General features: G+C 45.2%; 26 protein-coding genes, 7 pseudogenes and 2 riboswitches. Of the genes and pseudogenes, 28 read left to right on the top strand and 5 right to left on the bottom strand.

Features of this window, described 5'->3' with window-relative positions:
* Window positions 1–13: 13 nt before the first annotated feature.
* The 5 genes and pseudogenes from MMY81_RS00880 to MMY81_RS00860 all read left to right on the top strand — a co-directional run bounded on the left by MMY81_RS00880 (window position 14) and on the right by MMY81_RS00860 (window position 4,908).
* Window positions 14–2,167, top strand: a complete 2,154-nt coding sequence (locus MMY81_RS00880; RefSeq protein WP_252311253.1) for a hypothetical protein — start codon at window positions 14–16, stop codon at window positions 2,165–2,167.
* Window positions 2,168–2,369: 202 nt separating this feature from the next.
* Window positions 2,370–3,834 (top strand): annotated as a pseudogene (locus MMY81_RS00875) (catalase).
* 181 nt (window positions 3,835–4,015) lie between these two features.
* Window positions 4,016–4,201: a hypothetical protein gene (locus MMY81_RS00870; RefSeq protein WP_252311252.1), complete on the top strand. Its 186-nt coding sequence runs from the start codon at window positions 4,016–4,018 to the stop codon at window positions 4,199–4,201.
* Window positions 4,202–4,272: 71 nt separating this feature from the next.
* Window positions 4,273–4,515, top strand: a complete 243-nt coding sequence (locus MMY81_RS00865) for a DUF2584 family protein (RefSeq protein WP_252311251.1) — start codon at window positions 4,273–4,275, stop codon at window positions 4,513–4,515.
* Between the two features lie 18 nt (window positions 4,516–4,533).
* On the top strand, window positions 4,534–4,908 hold the full coding sequence (locus tag MMY81_RS00860) for a PH domain-containing protein (RefSeq protein WP_252311250.1): 375 nt from the start codon (window positions 4,534–4,536) through the stop codon (window positions 4,906–4,908).
* A 29-nt stretch (window positions 4,909–4,937) separates the two neighbouring features.
* Here the strand turns inward: MMY81_RS00860 and MMY81_RS00855 are convergent, their stop codons facing one another.
* Entirely contained in the window at window positions 4,938–5,744 is an 807-nt protein-coding gene (locus MMY81_RS00855) for a 2OG-Fe dioxygenase family protein (RefSeq protein WP_252311249.1), read from the bottom strand.
* A gap of 241 nt (window positions 5,745–5,985) precedes the next feature.
* Here MMY81_RS00855 and MMY81_RS00850 point away from each other — a divergent pair, with 241 nt between their 5' ends.
* From MMY81_RS00850 to MMY81_RS00825, 7 genes are all read left to right on the top strand, one after another.
* Window positions 5,986–7,095, top strand: a complete 1,110-nt coding sequence (locus MMY81_RS00850) for an NADH:flavin oxidoreductase (protein ID WP_252311248.1) — start codon at window positions 5,986–5,988, stop codon at window positions 7,093–7,095.
* Window positions 7,096–7,269: 174 nt separating this feature from the next.
* Window positions 7,270–7,410 (top strand): hypothetical protein, encoded by a 141-nt coding sequence (locus tag MMY81_RS33675; protein WP_308215166.1) that lies wholly within the window; start codon window positions 7,270–7,272, stop codon window positions 7,408–7,410.
* On the top strand, window positions 7,401–9,434 hold the full coding sequence (locus MMY81_RS00845; protein ID WP_308215165.1) for a type IA DNA topoisomerase: 2,034 nt from the start codon (window positions 7,401–7,403) through the stop codon (window positions 9,432–9,434). The genes MMY81_RS33675 and MMY81_RS00845 overlap by 10 nt, the downstream gene beginning before the upstream one ends.
* A 61-nt stretch (window positions 9,435–9,495) precedes the next feature.
* On the top strand, window positions 9,496–9,729 hold the full coding sequence (locus MMY81_RS00840; RefSeq protein WP_252311247.1) for a hypothetical protein: 234 nt from the start codon (window positions 9,496–9,498) through the stop codon (window positions 9,727–9,729).
* Window positions 9,730–9,759: 30 nt separating this feature from the next.
* A riboswitch (guanidine-I (ykkC/yxkD leader) is annotated at window positions 9,760–9,862 on the top strand.
* A 58-nt stretch (window positions 9,863–9,920) separates the two neighbouring features.
* On the top strand, window positions 9,921–10,256 hold the full coding sequence (locus MMY81_RS00835; RefSeq protein ID WP_252311246.1) for a DMT family transporter: 336 nt from the start codon (window positions 9,921–9,923) through the stop codon (window positions 10,254–10,256).
* On the top strand, window positions 10,256–10,573 hold the full coding sequence (locus MMY81_RS00830) for a DMT family transporter (protein ID WP_253075774.1): 318 nt from the start codon (window positions 10,256–10,258) through the stop codon (window positions 10,571–10,573). The genes MMY81_RS00835 and MMY81_RS00830 overlap by 1 nt, the downstream gene beginning before the upstream one ends.
* 107 nt (window positions 10,574–10,680) lie before the next feature.
* Window positions 10,681–11,007 (top strand): DUF1516 family protein, encoded by a 327-nt coding sequence (locus MMY81_RS00825; RefSeq protein ID WP_252311245.1) that lies wholly within the window; start codon window positions 10,681–10,683, stop codon window positions 11,005–11,007.
* 581 nt (window positions 11,008–11,588) lie between these two features.
* Here the strand turns inward: MMY81_RS00825 and MMY81_RS00820 are convergent.
* Window positions 11,589–12,903, bottom strand: a pseudogene (locus tag MMY81_RS00820) (NCS2 family permease).
* Between the two features lie 88 nt (window positions 12,904–12,991).
* The gene (gene thiW, locus MMY81_RS00815; protein WP_252311244.1) at window positions 12,992–13,486 is read right to left on the bottom strand and encodes an energy coupling factor transporter S component ThiW; all 495 of its coding nucleotides are present in this window, start codon (window positions 13,484–13,486) and stop codon (window positions 12,992–12,994) included.
* A 147-nt stretch (window positions 13,487–13,633) separates the two neighbouring features.
* Between thiW and MMY81_RS00810 the strand changes: the two genes are divergently transcribed.
* From MMY81_RS00810 to MMY81_RS00790, 6 genes and pseudogenes are all read left to right on the top strand, one after another.
* Entirely contained in the window at window positions 13,634–14,182 is a 549-nt protein-coding gene (locus MMY81_RS00810) for a tyrosine-type recombinase/integrase (protein WP_252311243.1), read from the top strand.
* A 15-nt stretch (window positions 14,183–14,197) separates the two neighbouring features.
* Window positions 14,198–15,309, top strand: a pseudogene (locus MMY81_RS00805) (potassium/proton antiporter); the annotation flags it as partial.
* Window positions 15,292–15,681, top strand: a complete 390-nt coding sequence (locus tag MMY81_RS34795; RefSeq protein ID WP_374561171.1) for a TrkA C-terminal domain-containing protein — start codon at window positions 15,292–15,294, stop codon at window positions 15,679–15,681. The pseudogene MMY81_RS00805 and the gene MMY81_RS34795, both read left to right, overlap by 18 nt.
* 70 nt (window positions 15,682–15,751) lie before the next feature.
* Window positions 15,752–16,150 carry an AEC family transporter gene (locus MMY81_RS00800; protein ID WP_252311242.1) on the top strand — a complete coding sequence of 133 codons (399 nt, stop codon included), beginning with the start codon at window positions 15,752–15,754 and terminating at the stop codon, window positions 16,148–16,150.
* Window positions 16,147–16,650, top strand: coding sequence for an AEC family transporter (locus MMY81_RS00795; RefSeq protein ID WP_252311241.1), 504 nt, complete (start codon window positions 16,147–16,149; stop codon window positions 16,648–16,650). The genes MMY81_RS00800 and MMY81_RS00795 overlap by 4 nt, the downstream gene beginning before the upstream one ends.
* A gap of 69 nt (window positions 16,651–16,719) precedes the next feature.
* Window positions 16,720–17,118 carry a FixH family protein gene (locus tag MMY81_RS00790; RefSeq protein WP_252311240.1) on the top strand — a complete coding sequence of 133 codons (399 nt, stop codon included), beginning with the start codon at window positions 16,720–16,722 and terminating at the stop codon, window positions 17,116–17,118.
* 58 nt (window positions 17,119–17,176) lie between these two features.
* Here MMY81_RS00790 and MMY81_RS00785 read toward each other — a convergent pair whose 3' ends face one another.
* The gene (locus MMY81_RS00785) at window positions 17,177–17,389 is read right to left on the bottom strand and encodes a tautomerase family protein (RefSeq protein WP_252311239.1); all 213 of its coding nucleotides are present in this window, start codon (window positions 17,387–17,389) and stop codon (window positions 17,177–17,179) included.
* Between the two features lie 132 nt (window positions 17,390–17,521).
* Window positions 17,522–17,631, top strand: a riboswitch (TPP riboswitch).
* A 51-nt stretch (window positions 17,632–17,682) separates the two neighbouring features.
* On the opposite strand from MMY81_RS00785, the gene MMY81_RS00780 reads away from it, so the two are divergent.
* From MMY81_RS00780 to MMY81_RS00730, 10 genes and pseudogenes are all read left to right on the top strand, one after another.
* On the top strand, window positions 17,683–18,309 hold the full coding sequence (locus MMY81_RS00780; protein ID WP_252311238.1) for a thiamine phosphate synthase: 627 nt from the start codon (window positions 17,683–17,685) through the stop codon (window positions 18,307–18,309).
* Window positions 18,288–19,429 (top strand): annotated as a pseudogene (gene thiO, locus MMY81_RS34790) (glycine oxidase ThiO). Before MMY81_RS00780 ends, thiO begins: the two are co-directional and overlap by 22 nt.
* Before the next feature lie 257 nt (window positions 19,430–19,686).
* Window positions 19,687–20,382, top strand: a pseudogene (locus MMY81_RS00765) (thiazole synthase).
* Window positions 20,382–21,390, top strand: a pseudogene (locus MMY81_RS00760) (ThiF family adenylyltransferase). Before MMY81_RS00765 ends, MMY81_RS00760 begins: the two co-directional pseudogenes overlap by 1 nt.
* 148 nt (window positions 21,391–21,538) lie before the next feature.
* Window positions 21,539–21,793, top strand: coding sequence for a YflT domain-containing protein (locus tag MMY81_RS00755; RefSeq protein WP_374561169.1), 255 nt, complete (start codon window positions 21,539–21,541; stop codon window positions 21,791–21,793).
* Between the two features lie 319 nt (window positions 21,794–22,112).
* Window positions 22,113–23,261: an NAD-dependent epimerase/dehydratase family protein gene (locus MMY81_RS00750; protein WP_252311235.1), complete on the top strand. Its 1,149-nt coding sequence runs from the start codon at window positions 22,113–22,115 to the stop codon at window positions 23,259–23,261.
* 21 nt (window positions 23,262–23,282) lie between these two features.
* Window positions 23,283–24,431 carry a glycosyltransferase family 4 protein gene (locus tag MMY81_RS00745; RefSeq protein WP_252311234.1) on the top strand — a complete coding sequence of 383 codons (1,149 nt, stop codon included), beginning with the start codon at window positions 23,283–23,285 and terminating at the stop codon, window positions 24,429–24,431.
* A gap of 39 nt (window positions 24,432–24,470) precedes the next feature.
* The gene (locus MMY81_RS00740) at window positions 24,471–24,608 is read left to right on the top strand and encodes a hypothetical protein (RefSeq protein WP_252311233.1); all 138 of its coding nucleotides are present in this window, start codon (window positions 24,471–24,473) and stop codon (window positions 24,606–24,608) included.
* Complete coding sequence (locus MMY81_RS00735; RefSeq protein ID WP_252311232.1) at window positions 24,602–24,751, top strand: GtrA family protein; 150 nt, start codon at window positions 24,602–24,604, stop codon at window positions 24,749–24,751. The genes MMY81_RS00740 and MMY81_RS00735 overlap by 7 nt, the downstream gene beginning before the upstream one ends.
* Complete coding sequence (locus MMY81_RS00730; RefSeq protein WP_252311231.1) at window positions 24,748–24,921, top strand: hypothetical protein; 174 nt, start codon at window positions 24,748–24,750, stop codon at window positions 24,919–24,921. The genes MMY81_RS00735 and MMY81_RS00730 overlap by 4 nt, the downstream gene beginning before the upstream one ends.
* Window positions 24,922–24,979: 58 nt before the next feature.
* Here MMY81_RS00730 and MMY81_RS00725 read toward each other — a convergent pair.
* Window positions 24,980–25,867, bottom strand: a pseudogene (locus tag MMY81_RS00725) (metal ABC transporter permease).
* Between the last annotated feature and the right edge of the window lie 3 nt (window positions 25,868–25,870).

Here is a 25,870-nt window from a genome sequence, read left to right as displayed (position 1 = left end):
AAGTGGATCAAAGGTGAAAAAACGATGGATATGGATAACATTTGCAGTGATGGGGTTGGCTATAAGCGCTTATTTTTTGTTTTTTAATACATATCAGCCGGCTGTACTGGAAGAGGAGGGAATGGAGTATAACACCCGTATCGATGGAGATCACTTTGAAGTATGGGACGGTGAATCGTGGCAGGAAAAGGATATCCACGGCGTTAACCTGGGTATGGGAAAACCCGGTGCTTTTCCTGGAGAAGCAGCGATATCAAAACAGGAATATAAAGAGTGGCTGGAAGACATAGCGGAAATGAATGCTAATACGATTAGAGTGTATACGATTCACCCGCCGGCATTTTATGAAGCGTTAAAAGAACATAATGAAAGAACGGAAGATCCGATTTACATATTTCATGGGGCATGGGTAAATGAAGAACCTCTTGAAGAGACTCTTGATGCATTTGATGAAGAAAATACGGAGGACTTCCAGCAGGAAATGAGAAATATCGTCGATGTCGTACATGGCAGTGCATCTATAGAAGAGGAGCCTGGACATGCCCACGGGGATTATTCAGCTGACGTTTCTCCTTACATTATAGGATGGATTGTCGGCGTTGAGTGGTATCCATTCATGGTGGATGAAACGAATAAAAAGCATAAGGACATCGGTGAATACGAGGGCGAGCTTATTCATACCGAAAATGCGGAGCCGTTTGAACACTGGCTCGCAGAACAGATGGACACGATCGCTGTATATGAAAAAGAAGAATACAGCTGGACCAGGCCGATGAGCTTTACAAACTGGGTAAGCACCGATCATCTCGATCATCCGGCAGAGCCGCTTGAGCAGGAGGATATGGCTTCTGTTAATCCCAATCATATCAAATTAAAAGGGGCCGCTGAACTGGCCGGACAATTTGCTTCTTATCATGTATATCCTTATTATCCAGACTTTTTAAATCTGGAAGAAGAGTATACCGAATTTATAGATCACCGCGGCGAAGAGAATAACTACGCCGGCTATTTAAAAGATTTACACGAAGCAAATGACCTTCCGGTTCTGATTGCGGAATTTGGCATTCCTGCTTCCAGAGGCAAAACACATGAAAATCCATTTGGATTTAATCAGGGGTTTATATCAGAAAAGCAGCAGGGAGAGATGCTTTCAAGCCTGTATGAAGATATCGAAGAAGAGGGCATGCTTGGAGGGCTGGTGTTTACGTGGCAGGATGAGTGGTTCAAACGGACATGGAATACAATGGAGTATGACAATCCGGACAGGCGTCCTTTCTGGTCGAATGCCCAGACGAATGAACAGCAGTTTGGGCTGATGAGTTTTGACCGGGACAAAATAAAAGTGGATGGCTCCTTCGGTGACTGGGAAGACAGTGAGCCGCTCTATGAGACAGAAACAGAAGCTTTGTGGATGGATCACGACGAGAAGTTTGTCTATTTCCGTATAGACCGGGAGGATGAGGAAACACCTGTTATTGCACTGGACGTGAATCCAAACCAGGGTAATCAGGAAGCCGAACAAATAGAAGATATCAGCTTTGAAGAAGGTATCGATTTTATTATTGAAGTGCCTGACAAAGAGAATGCCCGTATTACAGTTGATGCGTATTATGATGTCTTTCATTTGGATTATCGGGAGGATCTCGATGAAGAAGAAGCGGAAGCAGGAAGCGGTATCTTCCATCCAATGAGACTTGCTTTAAATCGGGAACTGGAAAGGCCGGACACAGGAGAAGTTCTTCCATTCAGCTATTATGAAACGGGGAAACTCCGCCACGGCAATGCCAATCCGGAAAGTGAGGCGTATGATTCTCTGGCAGACTATATGATTGATGAAGAAACAGGATCAATTGAAATGCGCATTCCCTGGCAGCTTTTAAATATCACAGCTCCGGGTATGAAAGAAATTATGGGCGATATTCAGCAGAATGAAGGATTAGCCGCACGGGAAACAACGGAAGACATCAAAGCATCTCTGCTGCTGGGGGAAAAACAAGATGACACCTATACCATCAATAAAACACTGCCAGCTTTGGATAACAATACAGTACCTGCAGACGGAATGGAGCAGTATACGTGGGAAGAGTGGGATCTCCCGGAGTATGAACCCCGAAAGAAAGAATCGTACTACATCCTGCAGGAAACATTTGCGAACACTAAAGAATGAATAAACAGCTTAAAAAAGAAAAAATAAGGGTATAAGACATATCTAAAGGCTTTTAGCAATAATCATAATAAGAAAAGAAACATTATTAGATTACAATTAGTACAAAGTATTGGAAATTTTTACGCGGAATAAGTTAAAATATGTATCAGGTTATTTTTTAATTAACCAAGAATATGTTCAAGAAATGGGAGGATTTTTATTTATGGCTGATCACAAAAAACTAACAACAAATCAGGGAGTACCGATTGGCGACAATCAAAATTCCCGCACGGCCGGACGCCGTGGTCCTACACTACTCGAAGACTATCAGCTGGTAGAAAAACTGGCCCATTTTGACAGAGAAAGAATTCCCGAGCGTGTTGTGCATGCCAGAGGAGCAGGCGCACATGGTGTATTTAAAGTAAAAAAGCATGAAACGCTATACAAAAGCAGACTTTCTTCAGGAAGGGAAAGAAACACCGGTATTTGCCCGTCTTTCTACAGTTATTCATGGTGGACATTCTCCGGAAACGCTCCGTGATCCACGTGGATTTTCTGTGAAATTCTATACGGAAGAAGGAAACTATGACTTTGTAGGAAACAACCTTCCAGTATTCTTTATCCGTGACGCGATTAAATTTCCGGATGTTATTCATTCGTTGAAGCCGGACCCGAAAACAAATAAACAGGATCCGGATCGTTACTGGGATTTCATGTCCTTAACGCCTGAATCCACAAATATGATGATTCATCTGTTTACGGACGAAGGTATCCCGGCAAGTTTCCGTAATATACGCGGATCGAGTGTTCACGCGTTTAAATGGATCAATGAGCATGGAAATACTGTATATGTGAAAAAACGCTGGATGCCGAAAGAGGGCATTAAAAACCTTTCAGCGGATCAGGCTACAGAAATCCAGGCTACGGAATTCCAGCATGCAACCGATGACTTATATAATGCGATTGAAGAAGGAAATTTCCCGGAATGGGATCTATACGTACAAATTCTTGATCCCGCGGATGTAGACAATTTTGATTTTGATCCGCTTGATGCAACCAAAGACTGGCTCGAAGAAGATATCCCGTATACTCACGTAGGAACAATGACGCTGAATAAAAACGTGGATAACTATTTTGCAGAAACAGAGCAGGTCAGCTTTAATCCGGGAGTTCTTGTACCGGGAATACAGGCTTCCGAAGACAAGATGCTGCAGGGACGTATTTTCTCATACTCTGATACGCAGCGTTATCGTGTAGGGGCAAATTATCTTGATCTACCAATCAACTGTCCATTTGCCCAGAAAAACAACAATACACGTGATGGTGCGATGCCGTTTGCCCAGCAGACGAGCCGTATCAACTATGAACCGAACCGGTACGAAGAAGAGCCGGCAGAGGATCCAGCATATATTGATTCGGACCAGCCGCTTCCTGGAGACAGTGCAGGTCGTAAGAAAATCGAAAAAGCAGATGACTTTGGACAGGCCGGTCGTATTTACAGAAACTACGATCAGGAAACCAAAGATGCGTTATTAAGAAATTTAACCGACGATCTTGGCGCTGTAGCAGAAGAAACGGTTCTTCGTATGGTGTGCAACTTCTACCGTGCCGATGCAGATCTTGGGCAGAAGCTTGCGGATAATTTAAATGTAGATATTTCCCCATATGTAGGTCACTTAAATAAGTAAGCTTGAAAAGCACCGCGCCTGCGGTGCTTTTTTTTATGCATGCTGGCAAGAAAGGGATTGTGTTTCCCGGCTGAACTATGTGAAGATAATAGAAACAACTAGTGATGAAAAGGGGGAAGGCGGACCGGTATGCGCAAATTGATACAGGGTGCCGCTGTTTGTCATGAAGCAGATACTATCGATGTTTAATGCATGGGACTGGCTGTTCTTTGGAGTGGCTGCATATATTTTGATTACAATGGATTACAGCAATCTCACATCTTTTAATATTATGATGCTGACGCTTATTGCTATTTCACTTACGCTTACCATATCAACAAAGTGGGCGCTTTGGAAAAATGAAAGAAAAGAAGGCGCTTCTAAATAAGCCTCCTTCCTGAAAAGCAGTAAAATAGATGAGACAATGAATTAGAGCACAATCAAAGGAGAAGAATAAATATGGGATTTAAAATGGAAATGAACTGGGAAATAATCACCCATAAACAGGCCGAACGTCTGGATGAACGGAAGTTTGAGCTGATCAAAGACGGATATCAAATGTATCCTATGGATACAGCGCTGCCGATTCACACATATGAAGATAAAGAAGCTTTCGGTAAAGCGGTCATTGTAAAAGTAGAGTGGGGAAGCGGCAGAACAACCATGTATTATGAATTGGTTTCGCTGGCTTCCGTAAACTAAGAAAAGAGGAGGGCGATCATGGGACTATTTGATTCTTTAATGGGAAATGCATCAGAAACAGATGTGCTGAAAGTAGAGCGTGAGCTGAGCGATTGGCTGATCAAAGGAGAACAGGTTGAATATGCCTTTAAGCTCTACCGGGACATGATTATTTTCACAAACCGCCGGCTGATTCTGCTCGACAAGCAGGGAGTTACCGGTAAAAAAACGGAATATCATACTGTTCCATATAAAAGCATCTCCCACTACAGTGTGGAAACAGCAGGTACATTTGAATTCGACAGTGAGTTGAAAGTATGGATCAAAGGGCGTGCAGAGCCTGTGGAAAAAAGCTTTAGAAAAGACGACAATATCTTTAAAGTGCAGCTCGTGCTGAGCTATTATGTACTATAAAAAACTGCCCATACAGGCAGTTTTTTTGTTTATACAAATATCATCTGGTCCGTTAACCCTTTCATGCTGCTGGTCTTTTCCGAATCCGAGACCACCGTTGGCTGAAAGTCTATGAGGATAGCTGAGCGTTCTCCGGGCCCGTTTTTCCCGCCTTTTTCTACGGTCCCTACATAATGAGTAACGAGCGGGTCATAAACACCGTATGATTCAAGAGGGTTTTCCAAATAAAAAGAAGCGGTCAATTCATCAGGGTGAAGATCAACAGGCATTCTGCCGCGATGGTCCGGCACGGAAATGGCGTTCATGGCCCCTTTCACATTATGACGGCGTATGAGGTGGGCAAACGTAAACGGTTCGCCGTCCTGATGCAGGTTGTTAGGAGAAGATACGGCGACTTCACCATCGTCATGAACACAGAGCTTCACAAAATGAATGCCGGCATGAACCGGCATAAGTGCGTCTTCTTTCATCCAGAACGTCTGCTGAAAGTCAAAACGGATAATATCCTCCAGCAGCTGATTGTGCATCATTTCTTCAGGAAGCGCCGGAAAACGACGGTATTCATCGGTATACTCCGGGTTAAAGCTGCCCTGAAAGTATTCATAATAGGCTTTATCATTTATTACTGTTTTAGGAAGCCACTCCACCCGGTGTGAACCGGGCATTATAACAGCACGGGCATATCGGCGGTAGCGGTTCAGGTGCGGAGCGTACTCATCTTGAGGCAGTCCGTCAAAAACGGAAGTGAGAGCCTCGAGGTCCTGCTTATAATATGTTTTTTCTTTTAATTCATCTAATGTATAGTATTCAAAGCCATTTTCTTTTAAGCGGCTCATAGTATTCCATCCTCCATACCTTGGTTTAGCAATATAATCACGTTTTTTAGTCTATCACGTTTCGCCTTTTTCGATAAGGAGGAGGCATCATTTTAAGAAAGAAACCAAAAAACGCCTCTGCCTGAAGCAATGAATGCAGATCGTTGTACTTCTAAAAAACAGAGGCGTACAATACAACCTGTGCATCAGCAGGCTTTGGCCTGCATGGATTTTTTTAATAGAAAGGATCGTGTCATTATATATGAGCAGTCAACTGACCGAATCAAAATCGATAAACGCTTTATTCCAGCCCTGGAATATAAAAGATCTTCAAATGAAAAACCGGACCGTTATGGCTCCGATGACAAGGAACTTTTCACCGGGAGGCGTTCCTGATGAGAATGTTGTATCCTATTACCGCCGTCGTGCGGAAAGTGAAGTAGGACTGATTGTAACGGAAGGAACCGGGATCAGCCATCCTGCAAGTCTTGATAATGAGAACATTCCCCGTTTTTATGGAGAAGACGCGCTGAATGGATGGAAAAAAGTCGTAGAGGCCGTTCATGAAGCCGGCGGTAAAATAGTGCCGCAGCTATGGCATGTAGGAATGACGAGACCACTCGATGACAGCAGCAAATCCGTCCCTCCGGTAGGACCTTCAGGCTTAAATCTTCACGGAGAAAAAGTAGTGGAGCCGCTTTCTGAAGATGAGATTGAATTTATTATTCAGGCTTACGCAGAAGCTGCCAAGGCTGCTCAAGATATTGGCTTTGACGGTATTGAAATCCACGGAGCCCACGGCTACCTGATTGACCAGTTTTTCTGGGAGGTCACGAATAAAAGAACGGATCAGTACGGAGGCAATGCAGTAGAACGCACCCGTTTTGCTGCAGAAGTTATTAAAGCCTGCCGCAAAGCAGTTGGAGAGGATTTTCCAATTATCTTCCGCTTCTCTCAGTGGAAAATGACGGAATTTGAAGCAAAGCTGGCACAGACGCCTGATGAGCTTCGTGAATTTCTTGCACCGCTCACAGAAGCAGGCGTTGATGTGTATCACTGCTCAACAAGAAGATTCTGGGAGCCGGAATTTGAAGGGTCCTCTTTAAATCTTGCGGGCTGGACGAAAGAACTCACAGGCCTGCCGGTCATTACAGTAGGATCTATCGGTCTCAACGATGCCTTTACAGAAAAAACACAGGCTGAAATGACAAGTATTGACCAGCTTGTAGAACGGCTTGAAGACAATGAATTTGATCTTGTAGCCATTGGACGGCCGCTTTTATCCGATCCGGCCTGGGTCCAGAAAGTAAAAGAAAATAATGCAGATGCGATTGTGCCATTTTCCAAGGACGCGCTGAAAGAGCTGTATTAATATAAAAACAAAAGCCTGCTGTCTCCGTAATGGAGACAGCAGGCTTTACTTATGTAAAAAAGCAGATATCGTTTGAAACCTGCTTTGCAGTCCGTGCCTGTGCGTCGTATAATGAAAAGAACATTTGTTCCGAAATCGGCAAAGATATTTTAACATAAAGGGGTAGACAGACTCATGCCAGTCATATTAGCAGAAAAACCGAGCCAGGCCAAAGCCTATGCTGACGCATTTCCAAAGGGCGGCAAAGGGGAAGGGTATATAAATATTGGGGCATGTGAACAGTTTCCGCAAGGAGCCGTTCTTACGTGGGGGTAGGGCATCTTGTTGAGCTCAAATCTCCGGCGGAGTATGAACAGGCCTGGAAGCGCTGGAGCCTCGTGCAGCTCCCGATGATTCCAGAGCGATTTGAATGGAAGACCGCTGCCAAAACGAGAAAACAGTTTCACATTGTGCGCAAGTTTCTGCAGGCAGCAGATGAAATTATTATTGCCACCGACTGCGACCGCGAAGGAGAAAATATCGCACGCAGCATTATTGAAAAGGCAGGTGCTTCCCATAAGCCGTCGAAGCGGCTGTGGATCAACAGTCTCGAGAAAAATGAAGTCATTAAAGGATTCCAGCAGCTTCGGGCCGGAGATGCGTATATGGCACTTTATCAGGAAGCGCAGGCTCGCCAGGTCTCGGATTGGATGGTCGGCATGAACGCGAGCCGCCTGTATACGCTGCTGCTGCAGCGAAAGGGCATTAAGTCCGTATTCAGCGTAGGGCGTGTCCAGACCCCGACGCTCAAATTGATTTATGACAGACATATGGAAATCAAGCGGTTTAAGCCGGAGCCTTATTTTGATGTAGAAGGAACGTTTAAAGCCCCAACAGGAACGTACAAAGGAAAAGCGAAAATTCGTCATAAGAAAGCAGCAGATGCAGAAGAACTGCTCAAAAAACATGATATTGGAAAAAAAGAAACAGGAGAAGTGTCAGAGGTAAAGGTAAGTCGTAAAAAAATCAAGCCTCCGCTTCTTCATTCGTTATCGAGCTTGCAGACGACGATGAATAAAAAATACAAGCTCAGCCCGTCCCGTACGCTTGAAATTGCCCAATCTCTCTATGATCAGCCGTTAAAGCTGATCTCTTATCCACGGACGGATTCCCATCATATTACGAACAATGAGTTTGCCTATATTAAAAGCAATTTAACGAAATATCAGGAAACCGCCGGAAAAGTGTTTGAACCGGCGACCGATTATCCAGGCCGGCGGTTTGTAGACGGAAGTAAGGTGAAAGAACACTACGCGATTATCCCGACGAAAAAAATCCCAACCGAAGCCGCGCTGCAGAAGCTGACAGCAGATCAGCGGAAGGTGTATATGGAAATCATTCAGAGCACCATCGCTATGTTTCACCACGACTATGAATATGATGAAACGACCGTTACGACAAATGTAAAAGACCTGCTGTTCTTCAGCAAAGGCAAGGTCGAGCGGGTTAAAGGCTGGAAGGAATGCTTTTCAGCAAAAGCGGCCTCTGCTAAAAAGGATCCCAATGCTTCTCCTGTTCTTCCTCCGCTGGAAAAAGGCATGGGAGTGGATGCAGCGGTTTCCATTGAAGAAGGAACAACCAAGCCGCCTTCGCCTTATACAGAAGGACAGCTGATCAATATGATGAAGACGTGCGGGAAATGGATTGAAGAGGATGAAGAAGCAAAAACGGCCCTTCAGGAAGTAGAAGGTCTCGGTACGGAAGCGACCCGAAGCGGTATTATCAAAACGCTGATCCGCCAGGAGTATATCAGCGTGCAGAAAAATATAGTCCACGTTACCCGAAAAGGAGAGCTTTTGTGTGAGGCTGTGGAAGGAACGCTGCTTTCCAAGCCGGAGATGACTGCCAAATGGGAGCTGTTCCTGAAAAAAATTGGAGAAGGCGATGCGCAGAAAGAAGCATTCATTGAGCAGACGTCGGCATTTACAAGGGATCTGGTAGAAAAAGTGCCGCAGGCAGTGGATGCTCTTACCGTATCGGAAGCTGACAAAGAAGAAGGCAAAGGAAAAAAAGCAGCCAAGTCCGAACCGATTGTGCTCTGTCCGGCCTGTAAAGAAGGCTACATTATGAACCGTCGCAATTTTTATGGATGCACAAATTATTCCAATGGCTGCAAGCAGACGTTTCCGAAAACGCTGCTGCGAAAAACGATCTCTCCGGCGCAGATTAAAAAGCTCTGCCAGTCGGGAGAAACGAATCTGATCAAAGGATTCAAAGGAAAAACACCGTTTGATGCGAAGCTGAAACTAAACGAAGGCAAAGTGGAATTTGTGTTTCCATCAAAAGCTGACAAGTCGTAAAACGGGGTTTCCGTCCCTGCGTATAGTAAACTATACAGTAAGAGGAAGAGGAGGGATGGAAATGGGATTCATTATTGCATCTGTTCTGGTGGGAGCTTTTATTTACGGCTTGTTTTACACGATTCGAAAAGGAAGCCTGCCTTCCTCTTCCAATGACTTTACGCCTTATGATGATATTACGATGGGACGAAAGCGGACGGTTAATGATCATATTCAGGTAACGGAAGAAGACACCAGACATCGACCTTCCTATTCAGAGAGTCTGCCGGATGACAGAAAAAAAGAAGACACTTGATTTTCAATAATTTGTAAGCTATACTGGCATCAACTTGTTTTCTAGGGTTCCGCGGCCCCGTGCCGGACTGGTCCAAGAGAAAACACAGTATGTATAGAGCATGCTGACACGGAGGGGAAAAAGCCCGGGAGATCTTCTAAAGAGAAGATAGCGTCCCGGGCTTTTTGTATGCGCGGAAAAGGAGGTTTCTTATGAATAAAGGCTGGATCAAAATTGTGGTGGCTGCCTTATTTGAAATAGGCTGGGTCATTGGGTTAAAACATGCCTCCGGATTTGGAGAGTGGAGCATTACCATACTGGCTATTGCAGCAAGCTTTTATCTGCTTGTAACAGGCAGCCGCTATCTTCCTGTCGGAACGGCGTATGCTGTGTTCGTCGGGCTTGGAACGACTGGGACGGTTCTTGCGGAAATTGTGCTGTTTGGAGAACCCTTTTTATGGAGTAAAATTATTTTCATTCTGCTACTGCTCTCCGGAGTGATCGGATTGAAGCTGGTGACTAATGAAAAGAAGGAGGCGAAAGCATAATGGCGTGGGTGTCTCTTATTTTTGCCGGCCTTTTCGAAATGGTTGGTGTAACGATGATTAATAAGCTTCATCATGATAGGTCTATGCTGGCTTTTCTCGGTATTATCGGGGGTTTCGGCATCAGCTTTGTACTTCTTAGCTTTTCTATGCAGAGTCTCCCAATGGGAACGGCTTACGCGGTGTGGACAGGAATCGGCGCGGCCGGCGGGGCTCTCATGGGTATGCTGTTTTACAGGGAATCAGCAGACTGGAAGCGGATTGCCTGTATTGGGCTTATTATTGCGTCGGCTGTCGGACTGAAGCTGGTTCAGGGATAAAATTGCATCATTTTCCGTCCTGCTGTTGCACAGGAGACCCCGCTTCTTTATATTGAAGAGAGGCGCGGTGTGGAAAACCGCAAATCTGCAATAAAGGAGTGAGAGAGATGCTATATATTCTTTATCAGGCTCACGCAGGATCATGGGCGTTTTTGTTCATCTTCTTCCTGTTAAGCTATTTTCTGCCAAAGCAGAAAATTACGATGATGATCCAGCGCCTTTTTGTTGTGATTATGCTCGTTTCCGGGATCGGTATGGTCATCGGTTATGGTTTTCCTTTAATCTACATTTTTAAAGGGGTGCTGGCAGTTGCTTTAATTGCCGTAATGGAAATACTGGTAGGGCGTAGAAAGCGTCAGCAGTCTCAGGGTGTGTTTTGGATTGCCTGTATTCTGCTGTCCGCTGCCGTTCTTATCATGGGATTTATGTATTAATGCAAAAGAAAGCAGACCGGGAAACAATCCGGTCTGCTTTTTTGCTGGTTGAAAAGATAAGAATATGTATTTTATAAAAGCCCCTCTACAGGGGACGCTTTCCGCAGGCCATGCCTCAGCTAAAGAGGAAAAGAACCTCCTCTTTATCTTCTCCTATGGCTGTTCTGCTGGAGTCGTCCCTGTGTATTTTCTTTCATTCTTCACACGGGTTAAAAGGACTCAAGGTCATACAGGGATATACAAGAGGAGATAATTTCTCGATAAACTAAAAAAGCAGACCGGGAAACAATCCGGTCTGCTTTTTTTGTTATTTGAACATCATTTTCCGCGAAAGCTCTCCCTTTTCTGTTTGTCCAGGTCGAGCTGTCTATTCCTCGAGCCCTCTTCCCTTTCGACAGCGGAATGCAGGCATTCCTTGCGAAAGCTCCAGAAGCTGAGGAATAAAACGACAGCTCTTCCTTTTCTGTTTGTCCAGCTGCGGTCTCCATCTGCTAAGTATTCTTCAAGTCTGTCAGCGGAAGCGGGCTTCCTTGCAGCCTTTCCAGAATACGACGCAGGTTACGGGAGACCTCGTTTTTCTGTTAATGCGGAAGATAAATAAGCTGTAGTATAAATAAAACGGCAAAGATATATACGAGCGGGTGCACGGTTTTTCCTTTGCCGCGGACGACTTTGAGCAGCGGGTGGGAAATAAAGCCGAATGCAATACCGGTAGCGATGCTTGACGTAAGCGGCATGCTCAATATAACGAGAAAAGCCGGAAAGGCTTCGTCAAACTCGTTCCATTTAATATTAGCAACACTCCCGAGCATCAGGCTGCCGACGATAATCAGGACGGGCGAGGTGATTGCCGGGATGCCGGATACGGCGTTTACAACAGGAGCCAGGAACATCGTCATGATGAATAAAATGGCGACGGCGACTGTTGTAAGACCGGTTCGTCCTCCGGCTGCCACGCCGGAAGAGGATTCAATGTAGGCGCTGGTAGGGCTTGTTCCGAAAATAGAACCGACTGTTTTAGCAACGGCGTCTGAAAGAAGCGCCTGGCGGACGCGCGGCATTTTATTGTTTTTCATCAAGCCCGCCTGTTCCGCCACCCCAATCATCGTTCCGGTCGTGTCGAAAATAGTGACCAGTAGAAAAGAAAAGACGACGGCATAGAGGCCGTAGCCAATTACATCAGCAAACGCGTCAACCGGAGAGCCGAAGATAAACCATTCCGGACTCGGCGGTGCAGCTGCAAAGCCTCCTTCAAACGATAAAGCGCCTGTAAAGTAAGCAATAATGCCGGTAACGACCATACCGATAAATAAAGCACTATTCACTCGAAGAGCCATTAATGTAATCATGACAGCCAGGCCAATAAGCGTAAGCAGGACAGGCGGTGATTGAAGATCGCCGAGGGCAACAAGATTTTCCGGGTGAGCGACGATGATGCCGCTCATACGAAAGCCGATGAACGCAATAAATAACCCGATGCCGGCCGTGATACCATATTTTAAATTCGAGGGAATGGCTTCGATTAATTTTTCACGAAAGGGCGTCAGCGACAGGATAATGAAAATAACCCCCGATACAAAAACCGCTCCAAATGCTACCTCGTATCCGATTTGATCATTGTTTCCCACTACTGAATAGGCGAAATATGCATTAAGCCCCATTCCGGGAGCTACTGCAATAGGGTAGTTGGCAAAAAACAGCCATCCACAAAGTGCCGACCACCGTAGCGATAATGGTAGCCATAAACACAGCTTCAAACGGCACGCCGGCATCTGCGAGAATGACGGGATTGACGACAACGATGTAAGCCATTGTAAGGAAAGTTGTAATACCTGCGAGAAGTTCGGTTCTTATATTAGTATTGTGCTCACTTAGTTTGAACCATTGATTAAGCATAAAAAAAACCACCTTATATACGAAATATGTAACATGCCCTGTTATATATTATTCGTATATGAGGTGATTTGCAAGAAGAGATATTCTCTTATTTTTGAAATTGTTCCAGCACTTTCCGGCGCTCAAATGCACGTAGAAGCAGATAGGCAAGAGCTCCTCCGACCAGTGCGCTCAGGATAAAAGAAGGAACAAAAGCAAAAAGAGCGGTTGCTTCGCCAAATACTAACCGGGCGAGTGGATATGTCAACAGAGCACCGATAAGACCGGTCCCTATCACTTCCGCGCCGGCTGTAAGCGAAAGCTTCTTCGTCCTCTGATAGATAATACCTGCGAGAAGAGCGCCGATCATACTGCCCGGAAAAGCAAAGATAGAGCCGGTTCCGAAAATATTCCGGAGAAAAGAGGTACCGAATGCCTGCGCAAGAGCGTACCAGGGGCCAAGCAGTACAGCGCTGATAACATTAATAAAATGCTGAACCGGAAAGATCCGTGCAAATCCAATGGGTATGGAAACAAACGGACTGGTTACTGTTCCGACCGCAATTAATACAGCAGTATATGTAAGTTTTTTTGTTTTATTCATAATGGACCTCCTTTGTTTTTATTCTACCTTGTTTTCGTTTGAAAATAGAAGACAGGACTAAATTTTTTATCTTTTTAAATAATTGTGATAAGGTATAAGTAACATAATAATGATATAGATAATGGTTATGACACATAAAAGAGGTGAATGATGGAATTTGTTAAGCCGATCGTTGACATCGGAACGATTCAGGTTCTGAAAGCAGCTTTAAAAAAACATTCCGCCCGGGACTATCTGCTGTTCGTTTTTGCAATTAATACAGGCCTTCGCATAAGTGAAATGCTGAAAATTGAAGTAAACGACGTGCTGGACCAGAATGCAGATCCCGTGCGTTTTCTTCGTATTGGACAGGAAGATATTTTTATCAATGATACGATCCACGAAGCGCTGCATTATTATTTTTCAAAAGCAGCCCCCGCCGGACTTACATATCTGTTTCAGTCCTCCCGTCTCGAAAAGCCGATTACAAGGCAGCAGGCATACCGCATCATGACGCAGGCTGCAAAAGAAGCCGGCGTAGAAGGAACAATTGGACCGCACACTCTGCGGAAAACGTTTGGCTACCATGCGTATCAAAAAGGAATTGCGGTTTCCCTCATTCAAAAACGATTTCATCATGCAAGTCCTGCAGAAACGAGAAAATATATAGGCATTGAAAAAAATCAGGTAATACCTAAAGTGGATGTCAATCTATAAAAAAGGAGACCATCTATGATTTCAGCAAGTTTCAGTACAGACAGCTTTATTCTGCTTGGAGCGCTGCTTCTTATTATTGGCGTAGTCGTGACCAAGTTCTCTTCTAAACTCGGGATGCCCTCCCTGATTTTATTTATTCTGGTCGGTATGATTATGGGAAGCGATGGATTAGGCATTATTTTCTTTGATAATGTCGAATATGCCCAGCTGATCGGGATTATCGCGCTCGTCATTATATTATTTGAAGGAGGGTCACAGACAGAGTGGCCAACGATCAAAAAAGTTCTTGGTCCTTCACTATCTCTTGCTACACTTGGTGTAGTACTGACTTCAGCTATCGTTGGAGTAGCTGCAAAGCTGATAGTCGACCTTTCCTGGACGGAGGCTTTCCTGCTTGGTTCCATTGTCGGCTCTACCGACGCAGCGGCGGTTTTTGCTGCGCTGAAAGAGCGGAATATCAAAACGAAAATAGGGGCGACGCTTGAAGCAGAATCGGGAACGAATGATCCGATGGCTGTGTTTTTAACAGTCGCTTTTATAGAACTGGTTATTCTCGATGAGCCAAGCTATTTACTTCTCATCGGTTCCTTTTTCTGGCAGATGGGCCTGGGGCTTGTCATGGGGATTGTTTTGGGGAAAATAGCTTCGCTTTCGATCAACCGAATCAATCTGGATTCAAGTGGACTTTATCCGATTTTTGCGATTTTTTTGCGCTGCTTACTTATGGGCTGGCCGCATTTGCCGGAGCGAGCGGACTTCTTGCGGTATATGTAGCTGCTTTAATAGTCGGTAACTCCGAATTAACCTATCGTCATTCTATTTTTCGGTTCAATGAAGGGCTGGCCTGGATGGCACAGATTACGATGTTTATTATCCTGGGACTTCTCGCTTTTCCGGAGCAGCTGCTAAGTCCTTCTGTTGCGATTGCCGGACTGGTACTGTCTGCTACGCTTATGCTCGTGGCAAGACCGGCCGCTACGTTTCTTTCTACTATCGGCACATCGTACAGTTTTAAAGAGAAAATCTTCATATCCTGGGCAGGACTGCGCGGGGCGGTTCCGATTGTACTCGCTACCTTTCCAATTGTGGCCGGCGTGGAATCCGGCGACGTGCTGTTTAACATTGTCTTCTTTATTGTTCTGACTTCCGCCTTAATTCAAGGATCGAGTATTTCTTATTTAGCCAAAAAATTGAAGCTTTCCGGTCCTAAAAAAGAAGTACCGTATCATTCCATCGAGCTGATATCGATCGGCAAGGCGAACGCCGAAATTATCGAGTTCCAGACGGATCAAAACACCCCAATTTTAGGAAAAACGCTTCAGGAAATTAACTTTCCGGATAGTGTGCTGATCAGTGCGATTGTCCGAAATGAAGATCTGGTCACTCCCTACGGTGAGACAGTGATCGAAGAAGAGGATTTTCTTTACATTCTTGTGTCGCGCTCCGAGAAAAAGCAGCTGAAACAGATGCTGAAAGGAAAGCCGGATCGACCAAAATAAAATATGCTAAACTAAAGAAGCGGAGCCTGAATGGGTTCCGCTTTATAGTTTTTTTAGAAAGGAGGAGCACATGGGTGTTTTAATCAGCACGCTTATTCCAATTGGACTAATTTTTCTTTCCGGTTTTCTGCTTCAAAAAAAACAGCTGCTCGATGTACGCTCTGTATCGGGTGTCGCTTTATACATACTAACGCCGGCTCTAGTGTTCCGGACCTTTTACACAACAGAACCTGATTATGATGTGTTTCTGATTGTTTTGTTTGCCGTCATCTTTCTTATTGCCATGCTTTTGTTGAATAAACTGCTGGCCTTTATATTCCGCTGGGATGCTCCGACGGAAAGCGGTATGACGCTGTCTACTGCATTTATGAATGCAGGAAATTACGGAGCTCCCCTGATATTGTTTGCTTTTGGGGAAGAGGCGTTTGCTTATGCCGTCATTTTTATGGTGATTCAATCCTTTTCATGAGTACGGTAGGAGTATATATCGCCAACCGCAGTAATATGACAGGTGCTGACGCGCTTCGCGTTGTATTCAAAATGCCTGCTTTCTTTGCTCTGCTCTTAGGAATATTGTTTCAATGGCTTCATATTACGATCCCGCCGACCTATTTTGACAGCATCAGTATGCTGGGCGAAGCCTCCATTCCCGTAGTAATGGTCGTGCTTGGCATGCAGCTTGCTAAAATTTCCCTGGCTTCCCTTGAATGGAAGCTGATCAGCATTGGGACAGCGGTAAGACTCGTTATTTCCCCGGTAATTGCCTATGGATTGACGCAGCTGCTGCAGACAAATGAGCTTTTGAGTACGGTGCTGATTGTAGCGGTAGCGATGCCGACCGCAGCAACGATTGCTATGATATCTGTAGAGTTTCATTCGAGTCCCGATCTGGTTTCAAGCATTACGCTGCTGACGACCATTTTAAGTGTACCTTCCCTTTGGATACTGTTATTAATAATTGGTACCTAGGGGTAACAAAGAAAGCGCAATCAAGATATAATATGGGATGATGCATGAAAAGAGAAGGGAGCATATGTAATGAGAAAATGGGGAATAGGTGCCGGCACATTTGGACTTCTTTTGTTAAGTGCCTGCGGCGGTTCCGATGAATCGGAAGCTGAAAATAGTCCGCCCAGCAGCGAACCAATTGAAGTAGCGATACATATCGATGAACCGGCTGTGACCGGAGAAACAGCTCTAATTGAAGCGCATGTTGAACAGGATGGAGAAGCGGTGGAAGACGCGGGCGAAGTGCTGTTTGAAATATGGAGTGAAGGCGAACAGGAAATGGGCGAGCAGATAGAAGGGGAACACAGCAGCGATGGGGAATATATGCTGGAGTATACGTTTGAAGAGAGCGGTACGCACCACGTTACAGCCCATGTGACAGCCCGCAATATGCACAGCATGCCGACAGAGGAAATAGAAGTAGAATAGAAAGAGAGAAAGGCAGTCTTTGCCTTCCTCTTATCGTAAAAAGGTGAGCCGCCTCGAATTACAGCGTATCTTTTTTGCGGATTTCCGATACCGATTTAGCACCAATGCCCCAGTTGTCGGTTTCTACTTCATCAATAACAACGATAGTCGTCTGTGGATTCTTGCCGAGAACATCCTGCAGCAGTTTAGTAGCGCCTTCAATAAGCTGTTGTTTTTGTTCCGGAGTTGCGGGCTTATGTTCTTTTGTAATTTTAATATTTACAAATGGCATGATGAATCTCTCCTTTTATTAACGTGTACTTTCAGTATAAAGGTTTTTCCTTATTTAGACAGTCTTTAGTTTATGTTGATTGACAATTCAAACAACGATAGCTTACGATGAATACTATAACCAATTCAATAGTTTTACCACTAGGGGTGCCTTTTTAAAGGGCTGAGATTGAAGTGATACTTCGGGACTCTTTGAACCTGATCTGGAGATATACCAGCGGAGGGAAGTGGCTTGTCCTGCTTTTTCCGCAGAAACCAACAGCCGCTTTCCCTCATGGGAAGGCGGCTTTTTTCATGGGAACAAACGGAAAAGAACTGCATGCTGTATCGACCGGCAGGCAGACCTTAAGAGAATGGATGGACATTTCCAAAGAGATGAAAGAATATATCGATTGTTTTCATATACGTGAACCTCTCTGGTCGCTCAGGGAGTTACGAACCGCTGTTGCATTCCTAAAGGAAGAGGGAGTGGCGGACTACCAGGTCCGTTTGAATATACCGGAAGAAAATAGACGGCATTTCAAAGAGGTTGGATATCATTTGAAAGAAGCCGTAGAGCAAAAGCCGACACAGTGTCTCACTGCAGGCTGGTCTGTTCACAGCCTGGAAGCGGCCCGCTTAAAAGAAAAGGCAGGCGCTGATTATCTATTTTTCGGGCATGTGTTTGTTACCGGCAGTAAGCCGGGATTGGAACCACACGGCCTGAAGAAGCTCGAAGCTATTTCAGAAGCGACTGCACTGCCGGTGATCGCAATCGGCGGTATTACTCCGGAACGTGTGAAATCGTGTATCCGCTCCGGTGCTTCCGGTATTGCAGTACTTTCAGGTTTATACGAAGCAGAAGATCCGAAGCAGCGGGCGTACGAATATTATATAAAACTGAAAGAGGAGGGAAAACTATGTCATCCTATCATACCGTAGTGATCGGCGGCGGTATTAACGGCTGTTCCACTGCCTTTCATTTAGCACAAAAAGGCAAGCGGGTACTTCTTTTGGAACGGAGCACGATTGGCAGTGAAGCTTCCAGTGCCGCTGCCGGTATGCTTGGAGCACAGGTGGAAATCAACAGCCAGGGTGCGTTTTTTGATTTTGCCAGAGCAAGCCGTTCTATGTACGACGAATTAGTCCCTCAACTTGAATCCTATTCAGGCATTCACGTAGATTATATAAAAAACGGTATGCTGAAAACCGCACACTCAGATGAAGAAACGAGCCATCTTCTTGATGTACTTGCCTTTCAGCAGGAGGCCGGTGAAAAAGTCAGCTGGCTGACCCATGAAGAGCTGCAGAAAAAAGAATCAAAGCTGGCAGATGAGACCGCTCAAGGCGCTCTGTATATGCCGGAAGACGGACAGGTTATGGCGCCTTATCTAACGAAAGCCTATGCCGGAAGCGCCGTCTTTTAGGTGCAGAAATAATGGAGCATACCTTGGTTTCTTCCATTAAGCAGAAGACAGGCGGCTATGAGGTGACCTCGAGCCGGGGGACAATAGAAGCAGAGCATGTAGTGATGGCAGGAGGCGCATGGACAGACCTGAATAGACGGAGATATTGGTGTGATGCCGGAGATGATACCTGTCAAAGGAGATATTTTATCTATCCGGCCCGCAGAGAAGCTTATTACGTCCACCATTCACGCTCCAGATGTATACCTTGTTCCCAAGAAAAACGGCACGGTCATTGTCGGGCAACGGAACATCCAGGTTCTATGGAGAGCAGGGTGTATGCAGGCTCTATTCATGACCTGTTGAAAAGCGCATTTACGCTGGTGCCGGATCTTGCCGGAGCAGAATTCAAACAGGCGTGGAGTGGAGTTAGACCGCAGTCTGCTGACGGTATGCCTTATCTTGGCTCTGTAGATAATCAAGGTCTCTGGATGGCAGCCGGGCATTACCGTAATGGCATTCTGCTTTCAGCCGGCACAGGGGACTGGCTCGCCCGTTCCATCTGTGGAGAACCGGTAAACGCGGAATGGGAGAAGGCCTTTTCTCCCCGCCGAAAACGAATAAAGGAAGGTGTTTCTAGTGAAGCTCACCATTAATGGAGAAGAAAAGCAGGTTCCGGATACAGTGGAGTCCGTTGAACAGCTGCTTGCATTTTAACGTTGGTCACAAAAAATCTGTTGTAGAAAAGAACGGAGATATTTTAACCAGGCCGGAGCAGAAGGAATCAGCGCTGAAGGAAAAACCGGCTGGACAATTGTTCACTTTGTAGGAGAGGATGAAAGATGTTAAACTATTGGAGATTTTCTTTTGAATCGCGTTTGTTTTAGGTACAGGCAAATATAAAACCGCTGAGGTGCAGAAGCAGGCAGTGGCAGCTTCAGAGACGGAAGTACTGACGTTTGCGTAAGACGGATGAATATTTTTTGACAGCTCTCAGCCGGATCCTTTTGAAGCTATGGATCTTAACGGATACAGGCTGCTTCCGAACACGGCCGGAGCCAAAAACAGCGAAGAAGCTGTACGAATCGCAAGAATGGCAGATGCAGCTGGTATGTGTGACATGATTAAAGTAGAAGTAATTGGCTGTGATAAAACCCTGCTGCCAGATCCTGTGGAAACGCTCAAAGCCTCTGAACAGCTTCTGAATGAAGGGTTTACCGTCTTAACGTATACATCGGATGATGTGGTGCTGGCAAGGAAGCTGCAGGAGCTTGGCATTCACGCTATTATGCCCGGAGCCTCTCCTATTGGAACAGGGCTGGGTATCGTAAACCCCTACAATCTTGCCCATATTATTGAACAGGCTGTAGTGCCGGTTATTGTTGATGCAGGGATTGGAAGCCCTAAGGATGCCTCTTATGCAATGGAGCTTGGAGCGGATGGAGTGCTGTTAAATACAGCAGTAGCCGGTGCCGATGATCCAGTGAAGATGGCAGAAGCGATGAAGCTGGCGGTTCAGGCAGGAAAACTCGGCCATGAAGCCGGCCGCACCGAGAAGAAATTTTATGCACAGGCAAGCAGCCCTTCTGAAGGAATGAGCCAGCTGTGATGAACAGCCGTTATTCCCGCCAGGAGCTGTTCGCTCCGATCGGAAAACAAGGGCCAGGCAATCGGGGATAAGCATGCCGTTATAATAGGCGCGGGAGCATTAGGAAGCAGTATGGCGGAAACACTCGTAAGAGCCGGGATCGGTTCGATTTCGATCGTGGACCGGGACTATGTGGAACACAGCAATTTAAACCGCCAGCAGCTGTACACTGAATGGGATGCAGACAGCTCAACGCCGAAAGCTGCTGCGGCAGAAGCCCGTCTTCGTGACATTAACCCGCATTCGGATGTGAATGCTGTAATAGGAGAAGTAGACCCGCTCTCTTAGAGTCGTTCCTTCCAGCATGTTATTATTGACGCGCTCGATAATTTTGAAACCCGTATGATGGTTAACGACTTTGCCTGCCTGCATAATATTCCTTTTATTTACGGCGCCTGTGTAGGAAGCTATGGTATCACGTACACCATTTTACCCGGAGACACGCCATGCCTGCACTGCCTGATGGAGGATATACCAATGGATGGTGAAACATGTGATACGGCAGGCATTATCGCTCCGGCAGTACAGATGGTCAGTGCCCACCAGGCAGCGGAGGCGTTGAAAATATTGAGCGGAAACGAAGAGGATCTGAGGCGTACCCTTTTGTCTTTTGACGTCTGGGAAAATCAACACCGCACGATAAACCTGGATAAATTAAAAAAAGAAGACTGCTCTTCCTGCGGTGTTCAAGCTTCCTACCCGTATCTGCAGTGGGAAGCTAAATCATCTCTAGAGACGCTGTGTGGACGTGATGCCGTACAGGTCAGGCCTGCCAGGAATGCGGGTGCATCTTTGCAGCACCTGAAAGAACGGCATGAAAGTATTATTCAGAAATCCAACCCTCATCTGCTTGTGCTGCAGTGGGAAGAAAAAAGGATCGTACTGTTTGCAGATGGACGGGCTATTATTCATGGGGAATCGGATAAAGGAAAAGCACGGAAAATCTATCATCAGATCGTCGGCGGTTAAAAATAAGTTTTAAAGTTAATATTTCCGGGAAAACTTCCTTCAGAAGGGAGAGATAAACAATGGAACCATTTTATAAAGAATATTTAAACGACGATGAGGCTGTAACAGCAGTCGACAGACTAAAGACACAAGGTATCAGCGAGGATATATATATATTATTACTCATGATAAAGAAAGAACAAACCGCCTTGCAGACGAAGCAGATGCTAACACAGCAGGTGCTAAAGAGCAGGGTATCGGCGAGAGCATCAAAAACGTATTCCGCAAGCAGGGAGACGAACTTCGTGCGAAATTCCAGGAGCTTGGTTATACAGAAGCAAAAGCAGAAGAATTAGAGGACAAGCTTGACGACGGTAAAGTTATTCTTGTCGTAAAAGATGCTCCAACTGATTTAAGCCTATAATCAAAAAGAACGGGGTGCCTTCTTTGAAGGCATCCTTTTTTTCTGGTAAATATAGGGGAGCAGTATGTAAAAGCATGGTATAACCCCGCATAAAACTATAAGTTACATAAATAAACAACAAATAAAATAGCGGCTTTAAAGCAAATGTTGTATAGTATACTATGGACAGCCTGTGCACTTTTTATACGTATATTTTCATAAGAAAAAGGGTATAAAAAGGTACACTATGTGATTTTTAAATAGAGAGTCAATGAAAAAGACAAAAAGAGACGATTCCGGACGGATAGGACGGAACATACGACCTGGAGGTAGAAAGACAATGAAAATTATTATTGCAGGCGGCGACGGATTCTGCGGATGGCCGACAGCCCTTTATCTTTCCAAACAAGGACATGATGTATCCATTGTAGATAATCTTATTAGAAGAAAATGGGACGAAGAGCTTCATTCCAATTCCATCACTCCTCTTGCCACGCTGGAAGAAAGAGTAGCGAAATGGAAAGAACTTACAGGAAAAGAAATTCGTACATACGAAGGAGACTTGAATCATTATGATTTTCTTCGTGAAGTGTTAAAGCAGGAGCAGCCGGACGCTTTTGTTCATTTTGCGGAGCAGCGTTCCGCACCTTATTCCATGATTGACCGTGAGCATGCTGTGTTTACTCAGACAAATAACGTTGTAGGTACGCTTAACGTTCTTTACGGTATTAAGGAAATCGTACCGGAGTGTCATTTGATTAAGCTTGGAACAATGGGAGAGTACGGCACTCCAAATATTGAAATCGAAGAAGGCTATATTGAAATTGAGCATAAAGGCAGAAAAGATGTACTTCCTTTCCCAAAACAGCCTAATTCTTTTTACCATTTATCAAAAGTTCACGACAGCCACAATATCATGTTTGCCTGCAAAACATGGGGCATCCGTGCGACGGATTTAAACCAGGGCATTGTGTATGGACTCGATACAGAAGAAACGGCTATGGATCCTGCGCTTGTGAATCGTCTCGACTATGACGGCGTATTTGGAACGGCTTTGAATCGCTTTATTATCCAATCTGCTATCGGCCATGATTTGACGGTATATGGCAAAGGACAGCAGATCAGAGGCTTCCTGAATATCCGTGATACCGTCCGTTGTATTGAAATTGCTGCAGAAAATCCGGCAGACAATGGAGAGTTCCGCGTATTTAACCAGTTTACAGAAGAATTTTCTATTACTGAATTGGCGGAGATGGTGCAGCGCGTAGCAAAAGAAGAGGGGATTGAAGTAGAAGTAGGCAAATATGACAATCCAAGGATCGAAGCAGAAGAGCATTTTTACCGTGCGGTAAATACAAATCTTCTTGATCTCGGTCTTGAGCCTTTCATGCTGACAGATGACGTGATACGGGAAATCCTCAACGCTGCGCTGACGCATAAAGACCGTGTAGTAAAAGAAAATGTTCTTCCCAACGTAACCTGGAAATAATAAAAACGGAGTGTGTTCCTGTTGAAAATAGCCATAATAACTGAAACCTTTCTGCCGTCCACAGATGGTATTGTTACCCGGCTGACAGCCTGCATCACCTGGCTGCTTGATCAGGGGCATGAAGTGCGGATTTACGCGCCGGACCTTGGTGTTTATGAATACAAAGGAGCTAAAGTAATTGGACTTTCCCATATTACATTTCCCTTTTATCGTTCCAAGCAGTTTGCCGTGCCGCACCCTGTTGTAAAAAAACATCTGAAAGAATTTAATCCGGACGTAGTTCATGTAGTGAACCCGGCGGTTGTAGGATACGCTGGCATTAAATATGCCAGGCAGCTCAAGCTGCCGCTTGTAGCTTCCTATCACACAAATCTGGCACAGTATATGGATTATTATAAACTTGGCAGTTTGAAATGGCTGATGTGGTGGCATTTTCGGAGAATGCACAATCAGGCGGATATTAATTTATGTACGTCCCAGACGGTTAAAGAAGAGCTGGTGAACCGCAGGTTTGAGCGTATGCATGTATGGAAGCGTGGAGTAAATACGGAGCAGTTTTCCCCGGATAAATACAGCGAATCAATGCGTCTGCGCCTGACAGACGGCAAGCCGGAAAAGACGCTGCTGCTGTATGTAGGAAGACTGGCAGCAGAGAAAGAAATAGAAAAAATCCGCCACGTTCTGGAAGAATCCGACAAGTTTGTACTCGCAATTGTTGGAGACGGCCCGCATCGACAGGTTCTTGAAGAACATTTTAAAGGAACCAATACAACGTTTACCGGGTTCATGCATGGAGAAGAGCTTGCAGAAACGTTTGCTACATCAGATGTATTCGTGTTTCCTTCCACTACGGAAACGCTCGGACTTGTTATTATGGAAGCAATGGCTTCCGGTCTGCCGCTTGTGGCTGCACAAAGCGGTCCGACAAGAGAGCAGCTGGAAGATGGCAAAACCGGGCTCTTATACGAGCCTGATGTAGAAGGAGACTTCACGAAGACTGTTCTTCGTTTTGAAGATGAGCTTCTATGCAAAAAGATGGCGGATCAGGCACACAGGGATGTCCAGAGCTACAGTTGGAACCAGGTAGCTGAACAAATTGAAGCTATTTATGAACAAGCTGTTTCCGGGGAAGAACCTGCCGAAAGCAAAGAAGAGCTTTCTGGTTCCTAACAGGTACGAACTGCATCCAGATTGAACAGAGGGATACCTATGGAAAAAAAGAAAAAAAGAAAAGGATTATTCCAGTACGCACAGTTTAGTGCGATTGGAGTATCCAATGCCGCTGTTGATATTGGCACACTTAATCTGCTTCTTTATTTTTTCCGACGGATGAACGGGTTATGCTGACTACCTATAATACGGTATCCTACTGCCTGGCTGTAGCGAACAGCTATATCTGGAACGTTTTGATTACTTTCAAGGATTCTGCCAAAGGCAGTAATAAACAGAGAATGGCCTTTGTGCTGCAGGGACTGGTAAGTCTTGGGTGAATAACCTGGTGTTTATCGGTGGTAATACCTTGTTTGAGGCGCTTGGTGTTCCCGGCTGGCTCCGCTACAATTTAGCAAAAGGAGTAGCCATGTTTCTTTCCTTTACAGCGAGCTTCTTTATGATTAAATATTTTGTTTTTAAAGATGCACAGCCGCATAAGGAAAAATAATATATTGGTTCTGATCAAATGAAAAAAGCTGCGGCCATTGGCTGCAGCTTTTTTGTATTCAAGAAGAGGCGGGGTCCGCTGCTTTTTGTCGTTTTCTTCCGCGAATAAGCACACCGTGGGAAGGAGAAAATAGAAATGCAAGCAAAAACAGTACGCCCGTTGTACTTGCGATGCAGCCGGCGATGGATACATTAAAATACTTTGCCGTATAATAGCCGATTACCGCAGAAACTATGCCTGTCAAAGCACTCACGATTATCATGGCGGCTTAGCTTTTCCGTAAGCAGGTAAGCAGTGGCGGGTGGAACAATAAATAAAGCTACTACGAGAATAGCGCCGACAGCATCGAATGAGGCAACGGCCGTAATCGACACCATCGTCATAAGAAGGTAGTGAATCAGTGTGACCGGGATACCTAAAGCTGCGGCAAGAGCCGGATCAAAGGAAGTAATTTTAAATTCTTTATATAACAGCAAAATCAAAGCAAGGTCGATAATAAATACAATTAAAATGACCCAGAATGCCTGCGGTCCCAGCGAAATGCCATTCCATTTATCGTATGAAAGGGAGCAAAACTAATATCTCCCATTAAAACATGGTCGACGTCCAGATGAACGTCTCTGGCATACAGCGATACGAGAATAACGCCGACGGAAAATAAAGCGGTAAACACGACACCAATAGCAGCATCGGTAGGAACACCTGCGTTATCAAGCACTTGAATAAAGTACGTCGTTGCCAGTCCAACTATAGCGGCCCCGACAAGCATGAGCGGACCTTCAAGCGTCTGGGACACGAGAAATGCGCCGACAATACCAAGCAGGACGGTATGGCTGATGGCATCAGCTACCATAGCTATACGGCGCAGCACGAGAAATGTGCCGACAATGCCGCAGGTAGCAGCAACAAGCGAGCTGATCGCTAAAATCCATATTTCATAAAGCAAAGC

The organism is Sinobaca sp. H24, assembly GCF_023845525.1.
The sequence above is the reverse complement of the archived record's forward strand: the minus strand, read 5'-3'. Positions and strand labels throughout refer to the sequence as shown.